This is a genomic window from Sulfitobacter sp. PM12 (assembly GCF_045586035.1).
Lineage (GTDB): Bacteria > Pseudomonadota > Alphaproteobacteria > Rhodobacterales > Rhodobacteraceae > Sulfitobacter > Sulfitobacter pontiacus.
In genome coordinates this window covers 2,646,779-2,665,077 of record NZ_CP151529.1, presented here as the reverse complement: position 1 = coordinate 2,665,077, position 18,299 = coordinate 2,646,779, and the positions used below count along the sequence as shown (strand labels likewise).

The window sequence follows — 18,299 nt, the reverse complement described above, 5'->3', positions numbered from 1 at the left end:
CCCTTTGGGTCAGGCGCGGTCAGCAGGGCTGCCGGGCATCAGGTCGTAGGGGGCTTTCCAGCCCGGTGTGTCGCTCAGACGCGTGAGCCACGCGTCGATATGGGGCCAGTCCTTGCGGACAAAGCCGAAAGGCTCGGGGTAATACAGATAGCCGCAACAGCTCAGATCGGCGTTGGTGATCCCGTCGCCCACAATCCAGTCGCGGCCGTTCAGATGGTCGTTCAGCACGGCATAGGCCGCAGACAAACGCCCCTGCATAAAGCCGATGACTTCTTTGGGTTGCTTGTCTTCGGGCAGGAAGTTCATCAAAAAACGCGTCATACCGGCGTTCGAGCTGAGCTTGTGGTTGTCCCACAGCACCCACCGCAGGATCTCGCGGCGCTCTTCGGGATTGCTCCCACCGAATTTGCCGGATTGTTCCGAGATATAATCCTGGATCACGCCGGATTGGGTCAGACGGATGTCACCATCAATCATCACCGGCGCTTCGCCCATGTTATTGATCGTCGTGCGGTAATCCTGCGTGCGGGTTTCGCCGCCGAAGAAATCAACTTTCACCGGCTCCCAGTCGAGCCCCGACAGCTGCAGCGCAAGCGCCGCCTTATAGGCGTTTCCGCTTTCGCCGAAGCAATGCAGTTTGATGGTCATCTGAACCCTCCCTCAAGTCCTGTGTGTCGATTGTCGTCCCGTGGGGGTTTCACACCCCCACACCCCCGTGGAGTTTATCCGGCAAAATGAAGATGCGCGGGTTTGCGTTAATCAGTTACTAATCATCCTGTCGTATTCAACCCCCGCGCGGCAGGCTGGAGAGCTGAGCCGCGTGCAAAGTGAAGCCCTGCTTTGGTCGTGCGGATCGCAGGATCAGGGCAGGGTGTTTGCGCTTCATTTTGCCCCTTAAACTCTCCCCGAAGGGTCGGGTTCGGCAGGGCGTTCGGGGTGTGGTGCTGTGCTACCTCTTTCGTCCGTCCAGTTCCGCGTTGAACAGCCGCAGTCGCGCGGTCAGGTTCTCTTCGTCGATCACGCTGTTGAAGTTCTCGAAGAGAAACGACAGCGCTTCGCCTTCATCCAATCCGGCCTCTGCCGCGAATTTCTTCAGGCGGCGGTAGCCGTCTTCGGTCATGGCGACAGGGAAGCGGCGGGTCAGGCGGAAACGTTTGGGCATCGGGCGTCCTTTCAGTCAGCATCGGGGTGGGGGATGTCCCCACCCCGGTGCAACCTAGAAGTTTGCCGCGTCCAGCGCCATCACAGTATCCGCGCCGGTTTCGATCCGCTTGAGGTGCAGCGAAGTCGCGGGCAGTTGACGGGCCATGTAGAAACGGCCGGTTGCCAGCTTGGTCTCGTAGAAGGACGCGTCGCCGGTGCCATCTTTCAGCGCTTTCTTCGCGGCCAGACCCATTTTCGCCCACATCAGGCCCAGACAGACATGCCCGAACATATGCATGAAATCATTCGACCCCGAGAGCGCGTTGTTGGGGTTCTTCATGCCGTTCTGCATGAAGTACATGCCCGCCGACTGAAGGTCTTTGCTAGCAGCCTTCAGCGGCTCCATAAAACTGGCGTCGAACTCGGCGTCCTGGCCTGCGTTTTCCTTGATGAAGGTCTTGACCATATCAAAGAAGGCCATGACGTGTTTGCCACCGTCCTGCGCCAGCTTGCGGCCCACGAGGTCCAGCGCCTGAACGCCATTGGCCCCTTCGTAGATCATGGCGATACGGGCGTCGCGGGTGAACTGGGACATGCCCCATTCCTCGATATAGCCGTGGCCGCCATAGACCTGCTGCGCCTTGACCGTCATGTCATAGCCGATGTCGGTCAGGAAGCCTTTGATGACGGGGGTCATCAGCGAGACAAGCCCGTCGGCATCCTTGTCATCCGCGCGGTGCGCCGCGTCGATCAGGCTGGCCCCCCAGAGGATGAACGCCCGGGCCCCTTCGACAAAGGATTTCTGCTCCATCAGGCTGCGACGGATATCGGGGTGGACGATCAACGGATCCGCAGGCTTGTCGGGGTGCTCTGTCCCGGTGACGGCACGGCCTTGCAGGCGGTCCTTGGCGTAGGCCAGCGCGTTCTGATAGGCCACATCGGCCTGCGCCAGACCCTGCATGCCGACGCCCACGCGGGCTTCGTTCATCATGGTGAACATCGCGCGCATGCCTTTGTGTTCGTCCCCCAGCAGGTAGCCGACCGCGCCGTCATAGTTCATCACACAGGTAGAGTTGCCGTGGATGCCCATTTTCTCTTCGATGGAGCCGACGGACACCGCGTTGCGTTCGCCAAGCGAGCCGTCTTCCTTGACCATGAACTTGGGCACGATGAACAGCGATACGCCCTTGATACCTTCGGGGCCGCCTTCGATCTTGGCCAGCACCAGATGGATGATGTTATCGGCCATGTCGTGTTCACCGGACGAGATAAAGATCTTCTGGCCGGTGATCTTATAGCTGCCGTCTTCCTGCGGGGCTGCCTTGGTGCGCATCAGGCCCAGATCGGTGCCGCAGTGGGGCTCTGTCAGGTTCATGGTGCCGGTCCATTCGCAGGACACCATGTTGGGCAGATATGTATCCTTTTGGGCGTCAGAGCCGTGGGCGAGGATCGCCGAGGCCGCACCGTGGGTCAGGCCCTGATACATGGTGAACGCCTGGTTGGACGCCGAGAACATCTCGCCCACGGCGGTGCCGAGGATATAGGGCATGTTCTGGCCGCCGTATTGTTCTGGCATGTCCAGACCGGTCCAGCCGCCTTCCTTGACCTTCGCAAAGGCGTCCTTGAACCCTTTGGGGGTGTAGACGACGCCGTTCTCCAGACGGCAGCCTTCCTGATCACCTACCGCGTTCAGCGGAGCGAGGACTTCGGAGGTCAGCTTGCCTGCTTCTTCCAGAATGGCAGAGGTGAAATCCGCCTCAAGCTCGTCGTAGCCGGGGGTGGATGACGCGGTGACGTTCAGCACATCGTGCAGGACGAATTGCATATCCTTGATCGGGGCGGTGTAGCTCGGCATGTGGTGTTCTCCCTTGGCCATCTGGCCGTCGTTTGGTCAGTATATCTAGGTCGGTGTATCAGGTGTTCGGGTGCGCCGGACTGCGGGCCTATTCTGCCGCGTTGCGAGCGCTGTTGATGGAGGCGATCATTTTCTCCCCCCATTTCAACTGGTTTTGCAGGTCGTCGATGGCGTTGTTCAGATCCTCGCGCTGTGCTTCGAGGTCGGCCAGACGTTCGCGCGCGATGTCATAGGTGCGCGCCAATTGGGTCTGTTGCTGGTCGCCCATGTGGTACAGGTCCAGCAACTGGCGGATTTCTTCGAGGCTGAAGCCAAAGCGCTTGCCACGCAGGATCAGTTTCAGCCGCGCACGGTCCCGTTTGGTAAACAGGCGCTTTTGTCCCTGACGTTCGGGGAAAAGCAGTTCTTTCGCTTCGTAGAACCGCAAGGTGCGCGGGGTCACATCGAAGGCGGTGCACATCTCGCGGATGGTCATCGTAGTGTTGGACATATCAGTTACTCGCTATTCTATCACTGCTGTAGAACGGTCAACTTCACCTAAACTGGGAGCGGTATAACCCAGAAACAAGCTTACGTAAGTTGGACGCTACGTCAAACATTTGCTTTACGTTGAGTAAATCTGCGTAACCCCGCGAGGATTTTCCCGAGGCGGTCATTGATCGGTATCTCGCGCCGACTAAGTGGTCTGGGGGAGCAAGTTTTATCGGCCGGGGGGGGTGATATGTCCGAGGATATGGATCCGCGACTATTCACAGAGTGTCTGCGCGAGGTCAGCAGCGTTTCGGCGCTATGGCTGCTGGTGCAACGCTTTGCCAAAGCGCAGGATTTTCGCACGGTCACCTATCACAGTATTGATGTGCAATCGCTTGGGGACTCCAGCTTTGGCGCTGTCGCGATCGGTATCCCGGCAGAGTTTCACCGGATGTATACCGAAGAGCACCTGTATCTGGACGATCCCTTCCCCCCCTTCGCGGCCTCACAGATCACCCCGTTTTTCTGGCGTGACCTGCCGCAGCTGACCACCTTGACCGAAAAGCAGAAAGCCTATCTGAACAGAGCGAGAGAATTCGGCTTTGCCGATGGGCTGGTCTGTCAGGTCTTTGGGCCACAGGCGCGCAATGCTTTGGTCAGTATCGGCTTCCACCACGACAGGCCGCGCCCGAGCGATGCAGAGGTTCTGGACCTGCACGTCGCCAGCCAGTTTGCCCATATGCGGTTTTGCGCGCTTGTGGCAGGCCCTGCTGCACCCAATCGGCGCTTGTCCCCGCGCGAGCTGGAATTGCTGCGTTGGATCGCGCGCGGCAAGAGCAACACCTCGATCGCGCAGATCATGGGGGTGTCGCGGCACACGGTCGATACGATCATGCGGCGTCTGTTTGGCAAACTGGATGTGACCGACCGGACTCGCGCGGCGGTGCGGGGCCTGGCCTTTGGCCTGATCGACCCGTCGCTGGATAACCTGTCGTAAATGCAAGAGGGCGCACCCGGATGTCGCGCACTTACGGGACGTGCGCATCACCTGTCGGACGCATAGTCGTGGCGAATTCTCAACCGTAAGTGGACAGGCCGTGGCGCAGAACAAACCCCCGAAACCCTCAACAACACCGAATACCTATGATCTTGCGCAGGGGCCCGTGATTTCGGCGTCTTCCGCATCGCGGGGGCTCAAGGATGCGGCCAAGCTTGTTGAAGACGTGGCGTATGAATTTGCTGCCTGTCTCGACGCTGATTCACTGTCGGAGCTGATTGTGACAGCCGCAGATCTTACCCGTCTTTCCGATGTGATGGGTCGGATGGCCGCGCGGCAGGCGTAAGCCGGCCCGCATCGCGTCGGTTTCTAATACCATAGCTTGATGCTGCCAACGACGGCACCCTCCAGCCAGCGGCTGTCAGTTGTGGTAGCGCCCCGTAAACCCAAGGCGCTACGCAAATATCAGTCGCGCTTGGCCAATGCGGCCTCTGTATCGTCGCGGGATTTTTGCAGCTCTTCGATGGCTTCGTCCAACTGCTTGCGCTGTTCTGCCAGCTCTCCCAACTGGCGGTCCGCGCTCACGACCCACGCCCGCATTTGCGCTTCGGTGCCTTCGTTTTCATAGATCAGCAGCCACTGGCGGATGCCCTCCAGCGAATACCCGAACTTGCGTCCCCGCATGATCAGCTTCATGCGGGCGATTTCCCGCGCGCCATAGCTGCGCGACCGGCCTTCGCGCTCGGGGTGGAGCAATTCTATGTACTCGTAATAGCGCAGCGTGCGCGGCGTGACGTCAAACTCCGCACACATTTCTTTAAAGTTCAGGCGTTTGTCTGTCATCTTGGTCTCCTCAAGTTCGGAAACTATGCGGTTCACTTTCCAAGCGCAACACTGGGGTTGCTCTTGCTTGGCCGCTCGGTTGATATGGGGAGAATAACGCCAAGGAAGTAAAAAATGTCAGACAAACTTCGCATCGCCAAGCAGTTCATCGCGGCGCTGCCTTACAGCGGTGCCCTGGGGATGGAACTGCAAGAGCTGGATGGTGGCGTCGCCGTGATCGACATGCCGTATGATGAACGGCTGATCGGCGATCCGCGCACAGGTGTCTTGCATGGCGGGGCCGTGTCGGCGTTGATGGATACCTGCTGCGGGGCCGCGGTGATGAGCCACCCCAGCAATCCCGGTGGGACGGCGACGATTGATTTGCGCATCGAATATCTGCGCGCGGCTGTGCCCGGTCAACGGATCACGGCGCGGGCGGAATGTTATCACGTGACGCGGAATGTTGCCTTTGTGCGCGCCACGGCACAGGACGAAGAAGACGGCAGCCCGGTCGCCACCGCCACCGGCAGTTTCACGGTGGAGGGCAAACGATGAGCACACGGAGCAAACCAGAGGCGGTACAGGTCGTCAAAAAGCGTCGCGATGCGGCGCTGCGCGCGCTGGTGGACGGCGTGCCCTACATCAGCTTTCTGGGGATCGAGTTCGACCGCCGTGGCGACGAGCTGACCGGCGTTCTGCCGTTTTCCGACAAGCTGATCGGCAACCCGCTGTTGCAGGCGCTGCACGGTGGGGTCACGGCCTCGTTCCTTGAGGTCACGTCGATCATCACGCTCAGCTGGGAATACCTGTGGGAGGATCTTGAATCCGGTGCGCTGGCCGTCGACAAGATGGATGCAACGCATTTGCCACGACTGCCCAAGACCATCGACTTTACCGTCGATTACCTGCGTTCGGGCCTGCCGCGCGATGCCTATGCGCGCGCGCGGATCAACCGGTCGGGGCGGCGCTATGCCTCGGTGCATGTCGAGGCATGGCAGGACAACCGCAGCAAGCTTTTCGCGCAGGCAACGGGCCATTTCCTGATGCCCCAACGCCGTGACTGACGCGATCCCCAAGGGCGAAGTCAGCGCCGTCGCCCAAGGCAAACTATCCGCGAAAGACGTGGTGACCCACCGCCGCGTGCTGAATATCGCCATCCCGATTGTTATCTCCAACGCCACCGTGCCCATCTTGGGCGCGGTGGATACCGGCGTCGTCGGGCAGATCGGGTTGGCGGCCCCGATCGGAGCCGTGGGCATCGGCGCGATCATCCTGTCATCGCTCTACTGGGTATTCGGCTTTCTGCGGATGGGCACCGTCGGGTTGACCGCGCAGGCGGCAGGCAACAACGACGCGGCAGAGGTCGCGGCACTGCTGACACGCGGGCTGCTGATCGGCGGGCTGGCGGGCCTTGCGCTGGTGATGCTGCAGATACCGCTGTTCTGGGCGGCGTTTCAGGTTTCTCCGGCCAGCGCCGAGGTCGAAAGCCTCGCCCGGTCCTATATGGGGATCCGCGTCTGGTCCGCCCCGGCGGCGATTGCGATATACGCGATCACCGGCTGGCTGATCGCGCAGGAACGCACCCGTGCCGTGCTGGTGGTGCAACTGTGGATGAACGGGCTGAATATCGCGCTGGATCTGTGGTTCGTGCTGGGGCTCGGCTGGGGTATCCAGGGCGTCGCCATCGCGACCTTTCTGGCGGAATGGTCGGGTGCGGCACTTGGGCTGTGGTTCTGCCGTGCGGCGTTTGGAGTGCCCGCATGGCGGGACTGGGCGCAGGTGTTCGACGGGCCGCGCTGGATTAACATGATGAAGGTCAACGGCGATATCCTTGTGCGGTCGCTTTTGTTGCAGGCGGTGTTCGTCTCGTTCCTGTTTCTGGGATCGGGGTTGGGGGACGTGAAACTCGCCGCCAACCAGGTGCTCTTGCAATTCCTGATGATCACGGCCTTTGCGCTTGACGGTTTCGCCTTTGCGGCCGAGGCGCTGGTCGGGCGGGCTATGGGCGGCAAGCAGCGTGATGTCCTGCGGCGCGGCGCGGTGCTGACCAGCGGCTGGGGTCTGCTGGCCTGTGCCTTGATGACCGTGGGCTTCGCATGGGGCGGGGGCATGATCATCGACCTCATGACCACGGCCCCGCTTGTGCGCGCAGAGGCGCGGGTGTTCTTGCCCTATATGGTCGCGGCCCCGCTGCTGGGGTGGGCGTCATGGATGCTGGACGGGATCTTTATCGGGGCCACGCGGTCACGGGACATGCGCAATATGATGGCAGTGTCTTTTGTGATCTACTGTGCAAGCGCGGCGCTGCTGGTGCCGTGGCTGGGCAACCATGGGCTGTGGATTTCGCTGCTGGTGTCCTTTGTCGCGCGTGGGGTCACGCTGGCGCTGCGCTACCCCGCGTTGGAGCGTGCGGCGGGATAGGCCCCGCCCGCGCAGGGTCGGGGCGAAGTCGCGCGGATAGCGCCCCGATCTCCGCCGGGGCGTCCTGTCAAAGCCAAGCGCTGCGGTTGCTGCCCACGGCATCGGCCACGGTATCGAACCCGTCCTGCTTCAGCAGTTTGTCGAGCCCCTTGGCGATATCCGCCGCCAGTGACAGCCCGCCATAGACGAGCGCCGTATAAAGCTGAACCGCCGAAGCGCCTGCGCAGATTTTGGCATAGGCATCCTCGGCCGAGCCGATGCCCCCGACGCCCACCAGCGGAATATCGGTAAGCGTCGACAGGCGCGCCAGCACGCGCGTGGATTTTTCGAAAAGGGGCGCGCCCGACAGCCCGCCCATCTGGTCACGCTGCGCGTTCTTCAGGCCGGCGCGGTCCAGCGTTGTATTCGTGGCAATGATCGCGGCAACATCTGCGTCATTGGCGACCTCGGCCACATCGGCGATCTCCGCCTCGGTGAGGTCGGGGGCGATTTTCAGGAACACGGGCGTATCGCCGCGCACCTCCATCACGCCGGCCAGAAGTGCTGCGAGGGCGGCCTTGCCCTGCAGGTCGCGCAGCTTTTCGGTATTGGGCGAGGATACATTGACCGTGGCGAAATCCACGTGATCGCGAGCAAGCTCCATCACGCGGGCGAAATCGGCGGCGCGGTCGGTGCTGGTCTTGTTGGCCCCAAGGTTGAGCCCTACGGGCACGCCCGCGCCGCGGCGCGCCAGACGCGTGCAGATCGCCTGCATGCCTTCGTTGTTGAAGCCAAAGCGGTTGATCGCCGCGCGGTCCTCGGTCAGGCGGAACAGTCGGGGTTTGTCGTTGCCGGGTTGGGGCAGAGGCGTTGCGGCCCCGACCTCGATAAAGCCGAACCCCGCGTTGGACAGCGGCGCGACGGCGGTGGCGTTCTTGTCAAACCCCGCAGCAAGGCCGACAGGGTTGGGCAGGCTCATCCCGGCAAGCGAGGTTTTCAGCCGCTTCGATGTGACCGGACCGGGTGTCGGGGCCAAGCCAAGCCGCAGCGCGGTGATCGCCAGACCATGGGCCGTTTCGGGGTCAACCTGATGCAGGGCGCGCAGCCCCAGCTGCTCGGCCATGCGTTTCATGCAAATTCATCCGTCAGGGGCAGCGGTGCGCTGCGGATCAGGCGCGATGTCACAACCGCGGCCTGACGGTGAACCACCGCCTGTTTGTACCGCGGGTCCGAGATCATCTGCAAAAAGGCATGGGCGTTGGGGTATTGCGCGATGAACATCACATCCCAATCCTCGTCCGAGGGGCCGATCAGCGTCGCCTCGAACTGGCCGCGCCATAGGATCGATCCGCCGACATCCGCCAGCACCGGACCGCTTTCCGCGCCGTAATTCTTGTAGGCTTGCGCCCCTGTCAGCGCCTTGGCGGCCAGCGAGTGATCGTCGGGGTAGGCGGCCTTGTCGCGCAGTTTGACAAGGTTCACCATATTCAGCGGCGTGTCGCGGTCCAGCCCCTTGAAGGCGTCGAACTGTGCGCGATCCGGGTCGATATATCCTGTCATCATTCAGCTTCCTTAAAGCCAGCGGGAAATTCATGCGCCCCGTTCAGCAAGGGCAGGGGCTGGGCCCAAACCACATCCTCTAGCATGAGCATGCGGTACAGATGCGGGAACTCGGCGCCGCCGCGCGACACCTCCCATTTCAGTGCATCACCAAGGCGGTCGGTCTCTACGGCCAGAAGAAACAGGTCTGCCTCACCGGCAAAGTGTTTCGCAGCCGTTTCAGCCGCTTGTTCAGAGGTCGAGAAATGCACATAGCCATCGGCGACATCAACCGGCGCGCCCGTGGTAGAGCCGTCGCGGCGCAGGGCCTGCCATTCATCGGAGCGGAAAATTTTGTAAATCAACATAGCCGCTGTGATGCCTTGGTCGGTGCAAACGGTCAAGGGCTGTGCGCTTTGCCGCAGCGCAGGGCGGTGACCTTGGGGAAGGGCGGGTTTGCGCTCAGATGGTCTTTGACAAGGGGGCAAACTGGGGGTCACCATAGGTGCATAATTCAACCCAAAGGGGGGACCCATCATGAAACGATTCCTGACAGCCACGGCAGCGCTTGCGCTGACCTCGGGCATGGCAGCGGCGGATTATAGTCTGACCATCCTGCACACCAATGATTTCCACGCGCGGTTTGAACCGATCAGCAAATACGATGGCCCTTGTTCCGCCGAGGACAATACCGCCGGTGAATGTTTTGGCGGGACGGCACGGCTGGTAAACGCGATCAAGGACGCCAAGGCGCGCACCAACAACTATGTGCTGGTCGACGGCGGGGACCAGTTTCAGGGCTCGCTGTTCTACACCCACTACAAGGGCAAGATGGCAGCCGAGATGATGAACATGCTGGGCTATGACGGCATGACCGTGGGCAACCACGAATTCGACGATGGCCCCGAAGTGCTTGCCGGTTTCATGGAAGCGATCGACTTTCCCATCCTGATGTCGAATGCCGATGTCTCTGCCGAACCGCTGCTGGCGGACAAGCTGGCGAAATCTGCCGTGATCGAGCGTGGCGGTGAAAAGATCGGCCTGATCGGGTTGACCACCGAAGACACCCACGAACTGTCGAGCCCCGGAGACAACGTTGTCTTTACCGATTCCGTGGCTGCCGTGCAGGGCGAGGTCGATCTGCTGACAGCGCAGGGTATCAACAAGATCATCGTGCTCAGCCACTCGGGCTATGGGGTCGACCAGATGGTCGCCGAGAATACCACAGGCGTTGATGTGATCGTCGGGGGGCACACCAATACGCTGCTGTCCAATACCGATGAAAAAGCCGAAGGGGCCTATCCGACGATGGTCAAGGATACGGCGATCGTGCAGGCCTATGCCTACGGTAAATATCTGGGCGAGCTGAACGTGACCTTCGATGACGAAGGTAAGATCAAGGAAGCCTCGGGCGATCCGATCCTGATCGACGCAGGCGTCGCAGAGGACGAGACCACCGTCGCCCGTATCGGCGAGCTGGCCCAACCGTTGGAAGAACTGCGCAGCAAGGTCGTCGCCGAAACGACCGAGCCGATCGAGGGCGACCGGTCGGTCTGCCGCGTGCAGGAATGTCAGATGGGCAACCTCGTCGCCGATGCGATGCTGGCCCGTGTGGCGGATCAGGGGATCGAGGTCGCGATCCAGAACAGCGGCGGCTTGCGCTCTTCCATCGACGCCGGAGAGGTGACCATGGGCGAAGTGCTGGCGGTGCTGCCGTTCCAGAACACCCTGTCGACCTTTCAGGTCACCGGTGCGGCACTGGTAGAGGCGCTGGAAAATGGCGTGAGCCAGATCGAAGAGGTCGCAGGTCGTTTCCCGCAAGTGGCGGGCATGACCTTTACCGTGGACACCAGCGCCGAGCCGGGCAGCCGCATCAGCGATGTCACCGTATCCGGCATGCCGCTTGATCCCGAAAAGACCTATGGCGTCGTGTCCAACAATTATGTGCGCAATGGCGGCGACGGCTATGCGCCGTTTACCTCTGCGCAGAACGCCTATGACTACGGTCCCGATCTGGCAGATGTAACGGCTGAATTCATCGCCGCCAACGGGGCCTATACGCCCTACACCGATGGCCGCATCACGGTGAAGTAAGCCACATCGCCATATCAACGCGAAACGGCGCGCCGCTGGAAACAGGGGCGCGCCGTTTTTATTTCAAGCACCTGCGACAAGCGCAGGGATGGACCCGATCACTCGCTCAGCGGTGCGGGGTCAAAGCTGATCTCGCCGGAGTAGCTTTTGGGGTTTTCCCCAAGCGATGTGCCGATAAAGGTCACTTGGCTGTTTGCCTCTACCGTTTGGCTAAAGCTGCTGCCGGTTTCCAGCGTGCCGGATGACCACGATCCGTCGCCCGCGCTGACGTTGCGCGCGGCGCTGGCGTTGTTGACGAAACGGAGCTCGTCCCCGGCGTCGACATAGATCACGGCAGGAAAGAAGGCGTCGTCAAAGATCACGACGTCATGGGTTTGCGCGGTCGCTGCGGTGGCAGCCGCAAGTGTGACCGCTGTCGCGCCAGCAGAAATGAGTTTGGTAAGTGAAATTGGCATATCCATGCTCCCTTTCAAAAGGGGCCCCCCCCTTAAAACTGATGAAGGGTGTGCTAATGCAGGATTGCGGCGGAAATAGGGCGGATATGCTTCAGAACCTTGGCCTATGCTAAAGAACCTGACCCGTTTGCCCGTCGAGCCACGTCTTGAACGACTGCAAGGCCGCGGTTTCGGCACGGTCCTCGGGCCAGACGAGGTAGTAATTCCCGATGCTCTGTGTCGTCTGCGTTGATGCCAGCACAAGCTGCCCGTCGCGCAGGTAGGGCTCGGCCGAAAAGGTAGGAAGCAGCGCCACGCCCAACCCGTGCACCGCCGCCTGCGCCATAGTTGAAAACTGGTCGAACATCATGCCGGCAGGGGGTTCTTGCGTGACACCAAGCGCGCTCAGCCACCGCGACCAGCCGCGCGGGCGGGTATCCAGATGCAGCAGCGCATAGCGCAGGATCTGGCTGGGATCCTCCAGCGGTTCGGTGAGCAGCTCGGGCGCGCAGACGGGGACCACCGTCTCTGGCATCAGCGGCAAATAGCGCACACCGGGCCAGTCTTCCTTGCCAAAATGTATTGCAGCGTCGAAGGGGCTGTTCTGGAAGGAAAACGGATGCAGCCGCGTGCTGAGGTTCACCGTCACCTCCGGGTGGGACTGGGCAAAGTCGCGCAGCCGCGGGGCCAGCCAATGCATCCCGAACCCCGGCAGAATGGCAAGGTTCAGCGCCCCCGCAATCGGGTTCGTGCGCGCGGTGATGGATGCCTGAGCCAGCCTGTTCAACACGTCACGCACCTGAATAACATAGCTTTTTCCCGCCTCTGTCAGCACCAGCTGACGCCCCTGGCGATCCAGCAGCGCCACATTCAACTGCGCCTCGAGCGTCTTGAGCTGCCGGCTGATCGCGCTTTGCGTCAGGGACAGTTCCTGCGCCGCCAATGTGGCGCTGCCCAAGCGTGCCACTGCTTCGAATGCGAGCAGGGCGTTGACCGACGGAAGGAAGCGACGCGGGGCGATCATATGACTTTGACTCATAGGTTCAGGAGTAACCAGCGATAGTCATTGCCGCCGGGCTTTGCAATACTGCGCCCAAATCCGAACCCCGAGGAGGACATACCATGAGCACCGAATTGCCCGTATTGAAAGCCAAAGACGCCCCCGACATGGGCAGCTTTGATTGGGCGGATGCGTTCCGCCTGAACGAACAGCTGACCGAAGACGAACGCATGATCCAGGAAAGCGCGCGCGCCTATGCGCAGGAAAAGCTGCAGCCCCGCGTGATCGACGCTTTCGCCAATGAAACCACCGACCCCGCGATCTTCCGCGAGATGGGCGACATGGGCCTTCTCGGTGTCACCGTGCCCGAACAATACGGCGGCTTGGGCGGCAATTATGTGTCTTACGGTCTGGTCGCGCGCGAAGTGGAACGTGTGGACAGCGGCTATCGGTCGATGATGTCCGTGCAATCCAGCCTCGTCATGTACCCGATCTACGCCTATGGCTCGGAAGAGCAGCGCATGAAGTATCTGCCCAAACTGTCCAGCGGCGAATTCATCGGCTGCTTTGGCCTGACAGAACCTGATGCGGGTTCCGACCCTGCGGGCATGAAAACCCGTGCGGTGAAAACTGCCAACGGCTACAAGCTGACCGGCTCTAAAATGTGGATCTCGAACGCGCCGATCGCGGATGTCTTCGTGGTCTGGGCCAAGTCCGAAGAGCACGGCGGCAAGATCCGCGGCTTCATCCTTGAAAAAGGCATGAAGGGTCTGTCCGCGCCCAAGATCGGCAACAAACTGTCGCTGCGCGCCTCGATCACAGGCGAGATCGTGATGGACAACGTCGAAGTCGGCGAAGATGCCCTGCTGCCTCATGTCGAAGGTCTGAAAGGCCCGTTCGGCTGTCTTAACCGTGCCCGCTATGGCATCAGCTGGGGCGCACTGGGGGCCGCTGAATTCTGCTGGCACGCCTCGCGTCAATACGGTCTGGACCGCAAACAGTTCAACAAGCCGCTGGCGCAGACGCAGCTGTTCCAAAAGAAACTTGCCGATATGCAGACCGAAATCGCGCTTGGCCTGCAAGCCTCGTTGCAAGTGGGCCGTCTGATGGACAACGCCAACGCCGCGCCGGAAATGATCTCTATCGTCAAGCGCAACAACTGCGGCAAGGCGCTGGACATCGCCCGCATGTCCCGCGACATGCACGGCGGCAACGGCATCAGCGGCGAATTCCAGGTGATCCGCCACATGTTGAACCTCGAGACGGTGAACACCTATGAAGGCACGCACGATGTGCACGCGCTGATCCTGGGCCGCGCCCAGACCGGCCTGCAGGCGTTCTTCTAAATCTCTGGCAGAGGGGGCTTCGGCCCCCTCATACCACCGGACCCGTCAGGATTTGACCGACGGTGCCCCCCCTTCAAACGCATTCCCGTTGACGTAATCACACGGCGCTTCCTGCATTTCCAGGTGCAGCCCGTTGCCGGTATACGGATGCGCGCGGGCCAATGCCTCGTCCACCTCTATGCCCAAACCTGCTGCGGTGGGGGCTGTGATGAACCCGTCCTCCACCTTGATCGTGCTCTTGATCAACTGGTCGTGGAACGGTGTCTCGATACATTCGCACATCAGGATATTGGGGATCGACGTGGCCAGATGGATGTTGGCCGCCCATTCCACCGGGCCCGCATAAAGATGCGGCGCAATTTGCGCGTTATAGACCTCTGCCATGGCGGCGATCTTCTTGGCCTCCCAGATGCCACCGACACGCCCCAAGGCAGGCTGCAGGATCGCCGCCGCCCCCGACCGCAGCACAGGCGCGAATTCGGCCTTCGTGGTCAGCCGCTCTCCGGTCGCGACAGGGATCGGCACGGCACGCGCTACGGCGGCCATCTGTTCGACCGCATCTGGCGGGATCGGCTCTTCGTACCACAGCGGGCTATAGGGCGCGATGGCCTGTCCCAGTCGGATCGCGCCTGCGGTGGTGAATTGCCCGTGGGTGCCGAACAGCAGATCGGCCTTGTGGCCAACCGCCGCGCGGATCGCTTTGCAAAAGGCGACAGATTGCGAGATGTCGGTCATCGCCGGCATATGCCCGCCGCGCATGGTATAGGGCCCCGCCGGATCGAACTTGATCGCGGTATAGCCACGCGCCACACAGTCCAGCGCCGATTCCGCCGCCATCTCGGGCGAGGTCCAGAAGGCGGTCATATCGTGATGCGGCAGCGGGTAAAGATAGGTATAGCCCCGCACGCGTTCGTTCATCCTGCCGCCGATCAAGGCATAGACCGGACGATCCCGATCCTTGCCCAGAATATCCCAGCAGGCGATCTCCAGCCCCGAAAACGCGCCCATGGCGGTCAGGTCGGGCCGCTGGGTAAAGCCTGACGAATAGGCGCGGCGGTACATCAGCTCGATATTTTCGGGATTCTCGCCCTGCATGTGGCGTGCGAAAACATCCTCGATCACCGCGCGCATGGCCTGCGGCCCGACCGACGCCGCATAGCATTCGCCCCAGCCTACAATGCCGGTATCCGTGGTCAGCTTGACCAATATCCAATAGCGCCCGCCCCAACCGGGGGCAGGGGGCGCTGTGACGATAACCTCAAGATCTTGCAATTTCATCGCGTGATCCTCTTTTCCAAATGGTTCAAAATCCCGGGGGTACGGGGGCTGGCCCCCGTGGCGCTAGCGGTCAAACAGGATGACATTGCGCCGCGCGGCACCGGTCTTGGTATCCTCGATTGCGTCGTTGATCTGCTCCAGCGACCACCGCCCCGAGATCAGCTCGTCCAGTTTCAGCCGTCCTTGGACATATAGATCGACCATCCACGGAATATCGCGCTGGATCACCACATCGCCCATTTTGGAGCCGACCGTGCCCTGACCCATTGCGGCGAATGTGCCGGGATCATAGGTCGCGCCGTCGCCGATATGAGGCATGCCGACCATGACCACACGCCCCCCCGCGGCAAGGTATTTCGGCGCGTCGTTATAGGCAGGGATCGCCCCAACGGTCACGATCACCGCATCCACGCCCTTACGGCCAATCGCCTGTTCCAACTGCCCCCAGGGTTTGTCTTCGGTGGCAAGGATACCATCCGTGGCCCCGAACTCCTTGGCGACCTCCAGCTTCTCGGCGCTCATATCCACGGCGACGATGCGGCGGGCCCCGGCGATGCGCGCGCCCTGAATGGCGTTCAGCCCGACGCCACCGGCACCGATGACCACAACGTCCTGACCGGCCCGCAATTGCGCAGCATTGACCACCGCACCGACGCCGGTGATCACCCCGCAGGCGATCAGGCTGGCGGCATCCTTGGGAATATCGGCGCTGATCCTGACGACCTGCGCCTGATCCACAACGACTTTTTCGGCAAAGGCACCGGATGCCATGGCCTGATGCAGCTTGCCGCCGTCCTTGGTTTTCAGCGGGCCGGTGTCGCCGTCATAGGGGGTTTCGCAGATCACAGGACGACCGCTGGCGCAGTTGGGGCAGCTGCCGCAGGCGCGGATCAGCGTGACCACGACACTATCCCCGACCGAGACGCCGCTTACCCTGTCACCCACAGCGGTCACCCGTCCCGCGGCCTCGTGACCATAGACCGCGGGCAGCGATCCGCCCCAGCCGCCGCTGGCAAAAGAGATGTCCGAATGGCAGATCGCTACGGCATCCAGCGTCACCTCGACCTCGGCCCCCTCCGGGGCGCGGAGTTCTACGTCTTCGATTTTCAGGGGAGCACCAAATTCATGGCAAACGGCGGCTTTGATCAACGGCATAACGGGTCCTTCCGGGCGCGTGAGTTTTGGGAAGGGTGGCAAGCTCTGCCCCCTCCCGCAAGCCTATATGCGCCGCGCTGCATCAGGCTTACGTTATGTCAGTCCACATGCGCGGGATTTATACGCACGCGCCGGAAGAGCACCAAGGCGACCACCAGCGCCATTACGGTCAGCGAGGTCAGCAGCACCGGCCTGCGCCCGAAGCGGTCGGACAGGCTGCCCACCAGCGGGCTGAACAGGAATTGCATCACCGCGAATGTCGTCGCCAACACACCGCCCCACAGCGCGGCGCGTGACAGATCGGCGGATTGGACCTGCGCGATCAGGTCCGGCATCACAGGGATGATCAGACCAATGCCCATGGCATCGATCATGACGGTCAGGATGATAAATATGACCGCCGGACGCATGGGCTATTGCGCGCCGGTTGCGCGGTTACAGCGCACGCGCACGGGCCACAAAAGCGGCTGCATCTGCGGGGGCCTGTCCCATCTGGGTTGACGGGTCAAAGAGGGTCTCGGCCAAGTCGGGGTAATCCGCGTGGACCAGATCGGCCAGCGGCACCTGTTTGGCCAGCGCATCCTGACAAAGCTGTTTTGTGATCTTCTGGGCCGCGGGGCGGGGCATCGTCTTAGCCAGGGCAAAGCTCAGCGCTTCGGCGTGGATCAGGCCCAGCCCCTCTGTCAGCGCGCTGTGCATTTTCACAGGGTGCGGCGTTAGCCCCGCGACAAGGCTTTTTGTGTGGTTCAGCGCGGCGGCAAGGCTCAGTGCCAGCTGAGGCACGGCCATCCATTCCGCGAACCACGCGCCGCCATCACGCTGATGCTGATGCGCCGCGGCGGCCTGTAGCGTGGCGCGCTGGCCGGTGAACTGGTGCCCGAGGGCGACAATCGCCGAGGGCCCCACGGGGTTCTGTTTTTGCGGCATGGTCGACGATGCGCCTGCCGCCCCAAGGGCAAGCTCGGCGGTTTCGGTCATGGTCAGCGCCAGCGTGCTTTGCGCGATATGCGCCAGCGCTGCCATCACGCGGCCCTGCCAATCCGCGATGCGCAGCACGGGACCGCGGTCCACATGCCAGCTGCGCCCGGGGTCTTGCAGCCCAAGCGCTTGGGCCAGCTGCGCGCGGGTCTCGGCAGCCTTGGGACCAAGGGCAGAGCCCGTCCCCGCTGCCCCCGACAGGGACACGAACAGCGACCCTTCGCGCAGCGCCTCAAGCTGGTCGAGCGCATCGCACAGTGGCATGCCCCATTCCGCCAGCACCGCGCCCCAGCTGGTGGGGGTGGCGTGCTGGCCATAGGTGCGGGCAGGCATCGGCAGGGATTGGTGCTGTTCGGCCCCTGCCGCAAGGGCCGCGATGATCTCGCGCAGATCGGTTTCCGCCAGCTTGAGCGCCTGACGCAGGCGCAGCATCAGCGCGGTATCGATGATGTCCTGACTGGTCGCGCCCCAATGGACGTGCTGGGCAAATTCCGGTGCCTGCATCTCGGCGCGGAACTGCGCCAGAAGCCCCGGCACGGACACGCCGTTTTCTCCGGTAGAGGCGGCAATCGCCCCGGGGTCGACCTGAATCTCGAGAGAGGCGCGGTGGATCGCGGCGGCGCTCATCTCGGGGATGATACCAAGGCTGCCCTGCACCTTGGCCAGCGCCCCTTCGACCAGCAGCATCGCGCGGATCGCAGCGCTGTCCGAGAACAGGCGCCCTGCGTCACCGGTGTTGAAAAGCTGTGCGAACAGGGGGCTGTCAAAGACGCTGGCGGCCATG

Annotated in this window: 20 protein-coding genes and 1 pseudogene; 7 read left to right on the top strand and 14 right to left on the bottom strand. The window is 61.9% G+C overall.

The window, feature by feature from the left end; genetic code table 11:
* Nucleotides 1–9: 9 nt before the first annotated feature.
* The 4 genes from AADW22_RS13030 to AADW22_RS13015 form a co-directional block, all read right to left on the bottom strand.
* The gene (locus tag AADW22_RS13030; protein ID WP_407473872.1) at nt 10–648 is read right to left on the bottom strand and encodes a glutathione S-transferase family protein; all 639 of its coding nucleotides are present in this window, start codon (nt 646–648) and stop codon (nt 10–12) included.
* A 301-nt stretch (nt 649–949) separates the two neighbouring features.
* Nucleotides 950–1,162 carry a hypothetical protein gene (locus tag AADW22_RS13025; RefSeq protein WP_005849464.1) on the bottom strand — a complete coding sequence of 71 codons (213 nt, stop codon included), beginning with the start codon at nt 1,160–1,162 and terminating at the stop codon, nt 950–952.
* A gap of 54 nt (nt 1,163–1,216) precedes the next feature.
* Complete coding sequence (locus AADW22_RS13020) at nt 1,217–2,998, bottom strand: acyl-CoA dehydrogenase C-terminal domain-containing protein (RefSeq protein WP_184581599.1); 1,782 nt, start codon at nt 2,996–2,998, stop codon at nt 1,217–1,219.
* Nucleotides 2,999–3,086: 88 nt separating this feature from the next.
* Complete coding sequence (locus AADW22_RS13015) at nt 3,087–3,488, bottom strand: MerR family DNA-binding transcriptional regulator (RefSeq protein ID WP_037944722.1); 402 nt, start codon at nt 3,486–3,488, stop codon at nt 3,087–3,089.
* Between the two features lie 231 nt (nt 3,489–3,719).
* On the opposite strand from AADW22_RS13015, the gene AADW22_RS13010 reads away from it, so the two are divergent.
* The gene (locus tag AADW22_RS13010) at nt 3,720–4,466 is read left to right on the top strand and encodes a LuxR family transcriptional regulator (protein WP_037944721.1); all 747 of its coding nucleotides are present in this window, start codon (nt 3,720–3,722) and stop codon (nt 4,464–4,466) included.
* Between the two features lie 100 nt (nt 4,467–4,566).
* Complete coding sequence (locus tag AADW22_RS13005; RefSeq protein ID WP_005849460.1) at nt 4,567–4,812, top strand: hypothetical protein; 246 nt, start codon at nt 4,567–4,569, stop codon at nt 4,810–4,812.
* A gap of 119 nt (nt 4,813–4,931) precedes the next feature.
* Here AADW22_RS13005 and AADW22_RS13000 read toward each other — a convergent pair whose 3' ends face one another.
* Nucleotides 4,932–5,309, bottom strand: a complete 378-nt coding sequence (locus AADW22_RS13000) for a MerR family DNA-binding transcriptional regulator (protein ID WP_005849459.1) — start codon at nt 5,307–5,309, stop codon at nt 4,932–4,934.
* 114 nt (nt 5,310–5,423) lie between these two features.
* Here AADW22_RS13000 and AADW22_RS12995 point away from each other — a divergent pair, with 114 nt between their 5' ends.
* From AADW22_RS12995 to AADW22_RS12985, 3 genes are read left to right on the top strand one after another with little or no spacing between them, the layout of a single operon-like run.
* The gene (locus tag AADW22_RS12995; protein WP_005849458.1) at nt 5,424–5,846 is read left to right on the top strand and encodes a PaaI family thioesterase; all 423 of its coding nucleotides are present in this window, start codon (nt 5,424–5,426) and stop codon (nt 5,844–5,846) included.
* A complete protein-coding gene (locus AADW22_RS12990; RefSeq protein WP_064217103.1) occupies nt 5,843–6,355 on the top strand; it encodes a PaaI family thioesterase in 513 nt (170 codons plus the stop codon). The genes AADW22_RS12995 and AADW22_RS12990 overlap by 4 nt, the downstream gene beginning before the upstream one ends.
* Nucleotides 6,348–7,712, top strand: coding sequence for an MATE family efflux transporter (locus AADW22_RS12985; protein ID WP_407473871.1), 1,365 nt, complete (start codon nt 6,348–6,350; stop codon nt 7,710–7,712). The genes AADW22_RS12990 and AADW22_RS12985 overlap by 8 nt, the downstream gene beginning before the upstream one ends.
* Before the next feature lie 67 nt (nt 7,713–7,779).
* Here the strand turns inward: AADW22_RS12985 and AADW22_RS12980 are convergent, their stop codons facing one another.
* The 3 genes from AADW22_RS12980 to AADW22_RS12970 are packed head-to-tail and all read right to left on the bottom strand — an operon-like array spanning nt 7,780 to nt 9,598.
* A complete protein-coding gene (locus AADW22_RS12980; protein WP_184581607.1) occupies nt 7,780–8,823 on the bottom strand; it encodes a quinone-dependent dihydroorotate dehydrogenase in 1,044 nt (347 codons plus the stop codon).
* Complete coding sequence (locus tag AADW22_RS12975) at nt 8,820–9,251, bottom strand: DUF1330 domain-containing protein (RefSeq protein WP_407474598.1); 432 nt, start codon at nt 9,249–9,251, stop codon at nt 8,820–8,822. The genes AADW22_RS12980 and AADW22_RS12975 overlap by 4 nt, the downstream gene beginning before the upstream one ends.
* Nucleotides 9,251–9,598, bottom strand: coding sequence for a DUF952 domain-containing protein (locus tag AADW22_RS12970; RefSeq protein ID WP_037945094.1), 348 nt, complete (start codon nt 9,596–9,598; stop codon nt 9,251–9,253). The genes AADW22_RS12975 and AADW22_RS12970 overlap by 1 nt, the downstream gene beginning before the upstream one ends.
* Before the next feature lie 169 nt (nt 9,599–9,767).
* Here AADW22_RS12970 and AADW22_RS12965 point away from each other — a divergent pair, with 169 nt between their 5' ends.
* Nucleotides 9,768–11,324 (top strand): bifunctional UDP-sugar hydrolase/5'-nucleotidase, encoded by a 1,557-nt coding sequence (locus AADW22_RS12965; protein ID WP_037944716.1) that lies wholly within the window; start codon nt 9,768–9,770, stop codon nt 11,322–11,324.
* A gap of 98 nt (nt 11,325–11,422) precedes the next feature.
* Here AADW22_RS12965 and AADW22_RS12960 read toward each other — a convergent pair whose 3' ends face one another.
* Both AADW22_RS12960 and AADW22_RS12955 read right to left on the bottom strand, forming a co-directional pair.
* Complete coding sequence (locus AADW22_RS12960) at nt 11,423–11,779, bottom strand: hypothetical protein (protein WP_005849451.1); 357 nt, start codon at nt 11,777–11,779, stop codon at nt 11,423–11,425.
* Between the two features lie 109 nt (nt 11,780–11,888).
* A complete protein-coding gene (locus AADW22_RS12955) occupies nt 11,889–12,782 on the bottom strand; it encodes a LysR substrate-binding domain-containing protein (RefSeq protein WP_037945092.1) in 894 nt (297 codons plus the stop codon).
* Nucleotides 12,783–12,880: 98 nt separating this feature from the next.
* On the opposite strand from AADW22_RS12955, the gene AADW22_RS12950 reads away from it, so the two are divergent.
* Nucleotides 12,881–14,104: an acyl-CoA dehydrogenase gene (locus AADW22_RS12950; protein WP_407473870.1), complete on the top strand. Its 1,224-nt coding sequence runs from the start codon at nt 12,881–12,883 to the stop codon at nt 14,102–14,104.
* A gap of 45 nt (nt 14,105–14,149) precedes the next feature.
* On the opposite strand, the gene AADW22_RS12945 is transcribed toward AADW22_RS12950, so the two are convergent.
* The 4 genes and pseudogenes from AADW22_RS12945 to AADW22_RS12930 form a co-directional block, all read right to left on the bottom strand.
* Complete coding sequence (locus AADW22_RS12945; RefSeq protein ID WP_407473869.1) at nt 14,150–15,382, bottom strand: mandelate racemase/muconate lactonizing enzyme family protein; 1,233 nt, start codon at nt 15,380–15,382, stop codon at nt 14,150–14,152.
* A gap of 63 nt (nt 15,383–15,445) precedes the next feature.
* On the bottom strand, nt 15,446–16,537 hold the full coding sequence (locus AADW22_RS12940; protein ID WP_407473868.1) for a zinc-binding dehydrogenase: 1,092 nt from the start codon (nt 16,535–16,537) through the stop codon (nt 15,446–15,448).
* Between the two features lie 143 nt (nt 16,538–16,680).
* Nucleotides 16,681–16,947, bottom strand: a pseudogene (locus AADW22_RS12935) (MFS transporter); the annotation flags it as partial.
* A 25-nt stretch (nt 16,948–16,972) separates the two neighbouring features.
* Nucleotides 16,973–18,298 carry a lyase family protein gene (locus tag AADW22_RS12930; RefSeq protein WP_407473867.1) on the bottom strand — a complete coding sequence of 442 codons (1,326 nt, stop codon included), beginning with the start codon at nt 18,296–18,298 and terminating at the stop codon, nt 16,973–16,975.
* Nucleotide 18,299 lies beyond the last annotated feature (1 nt).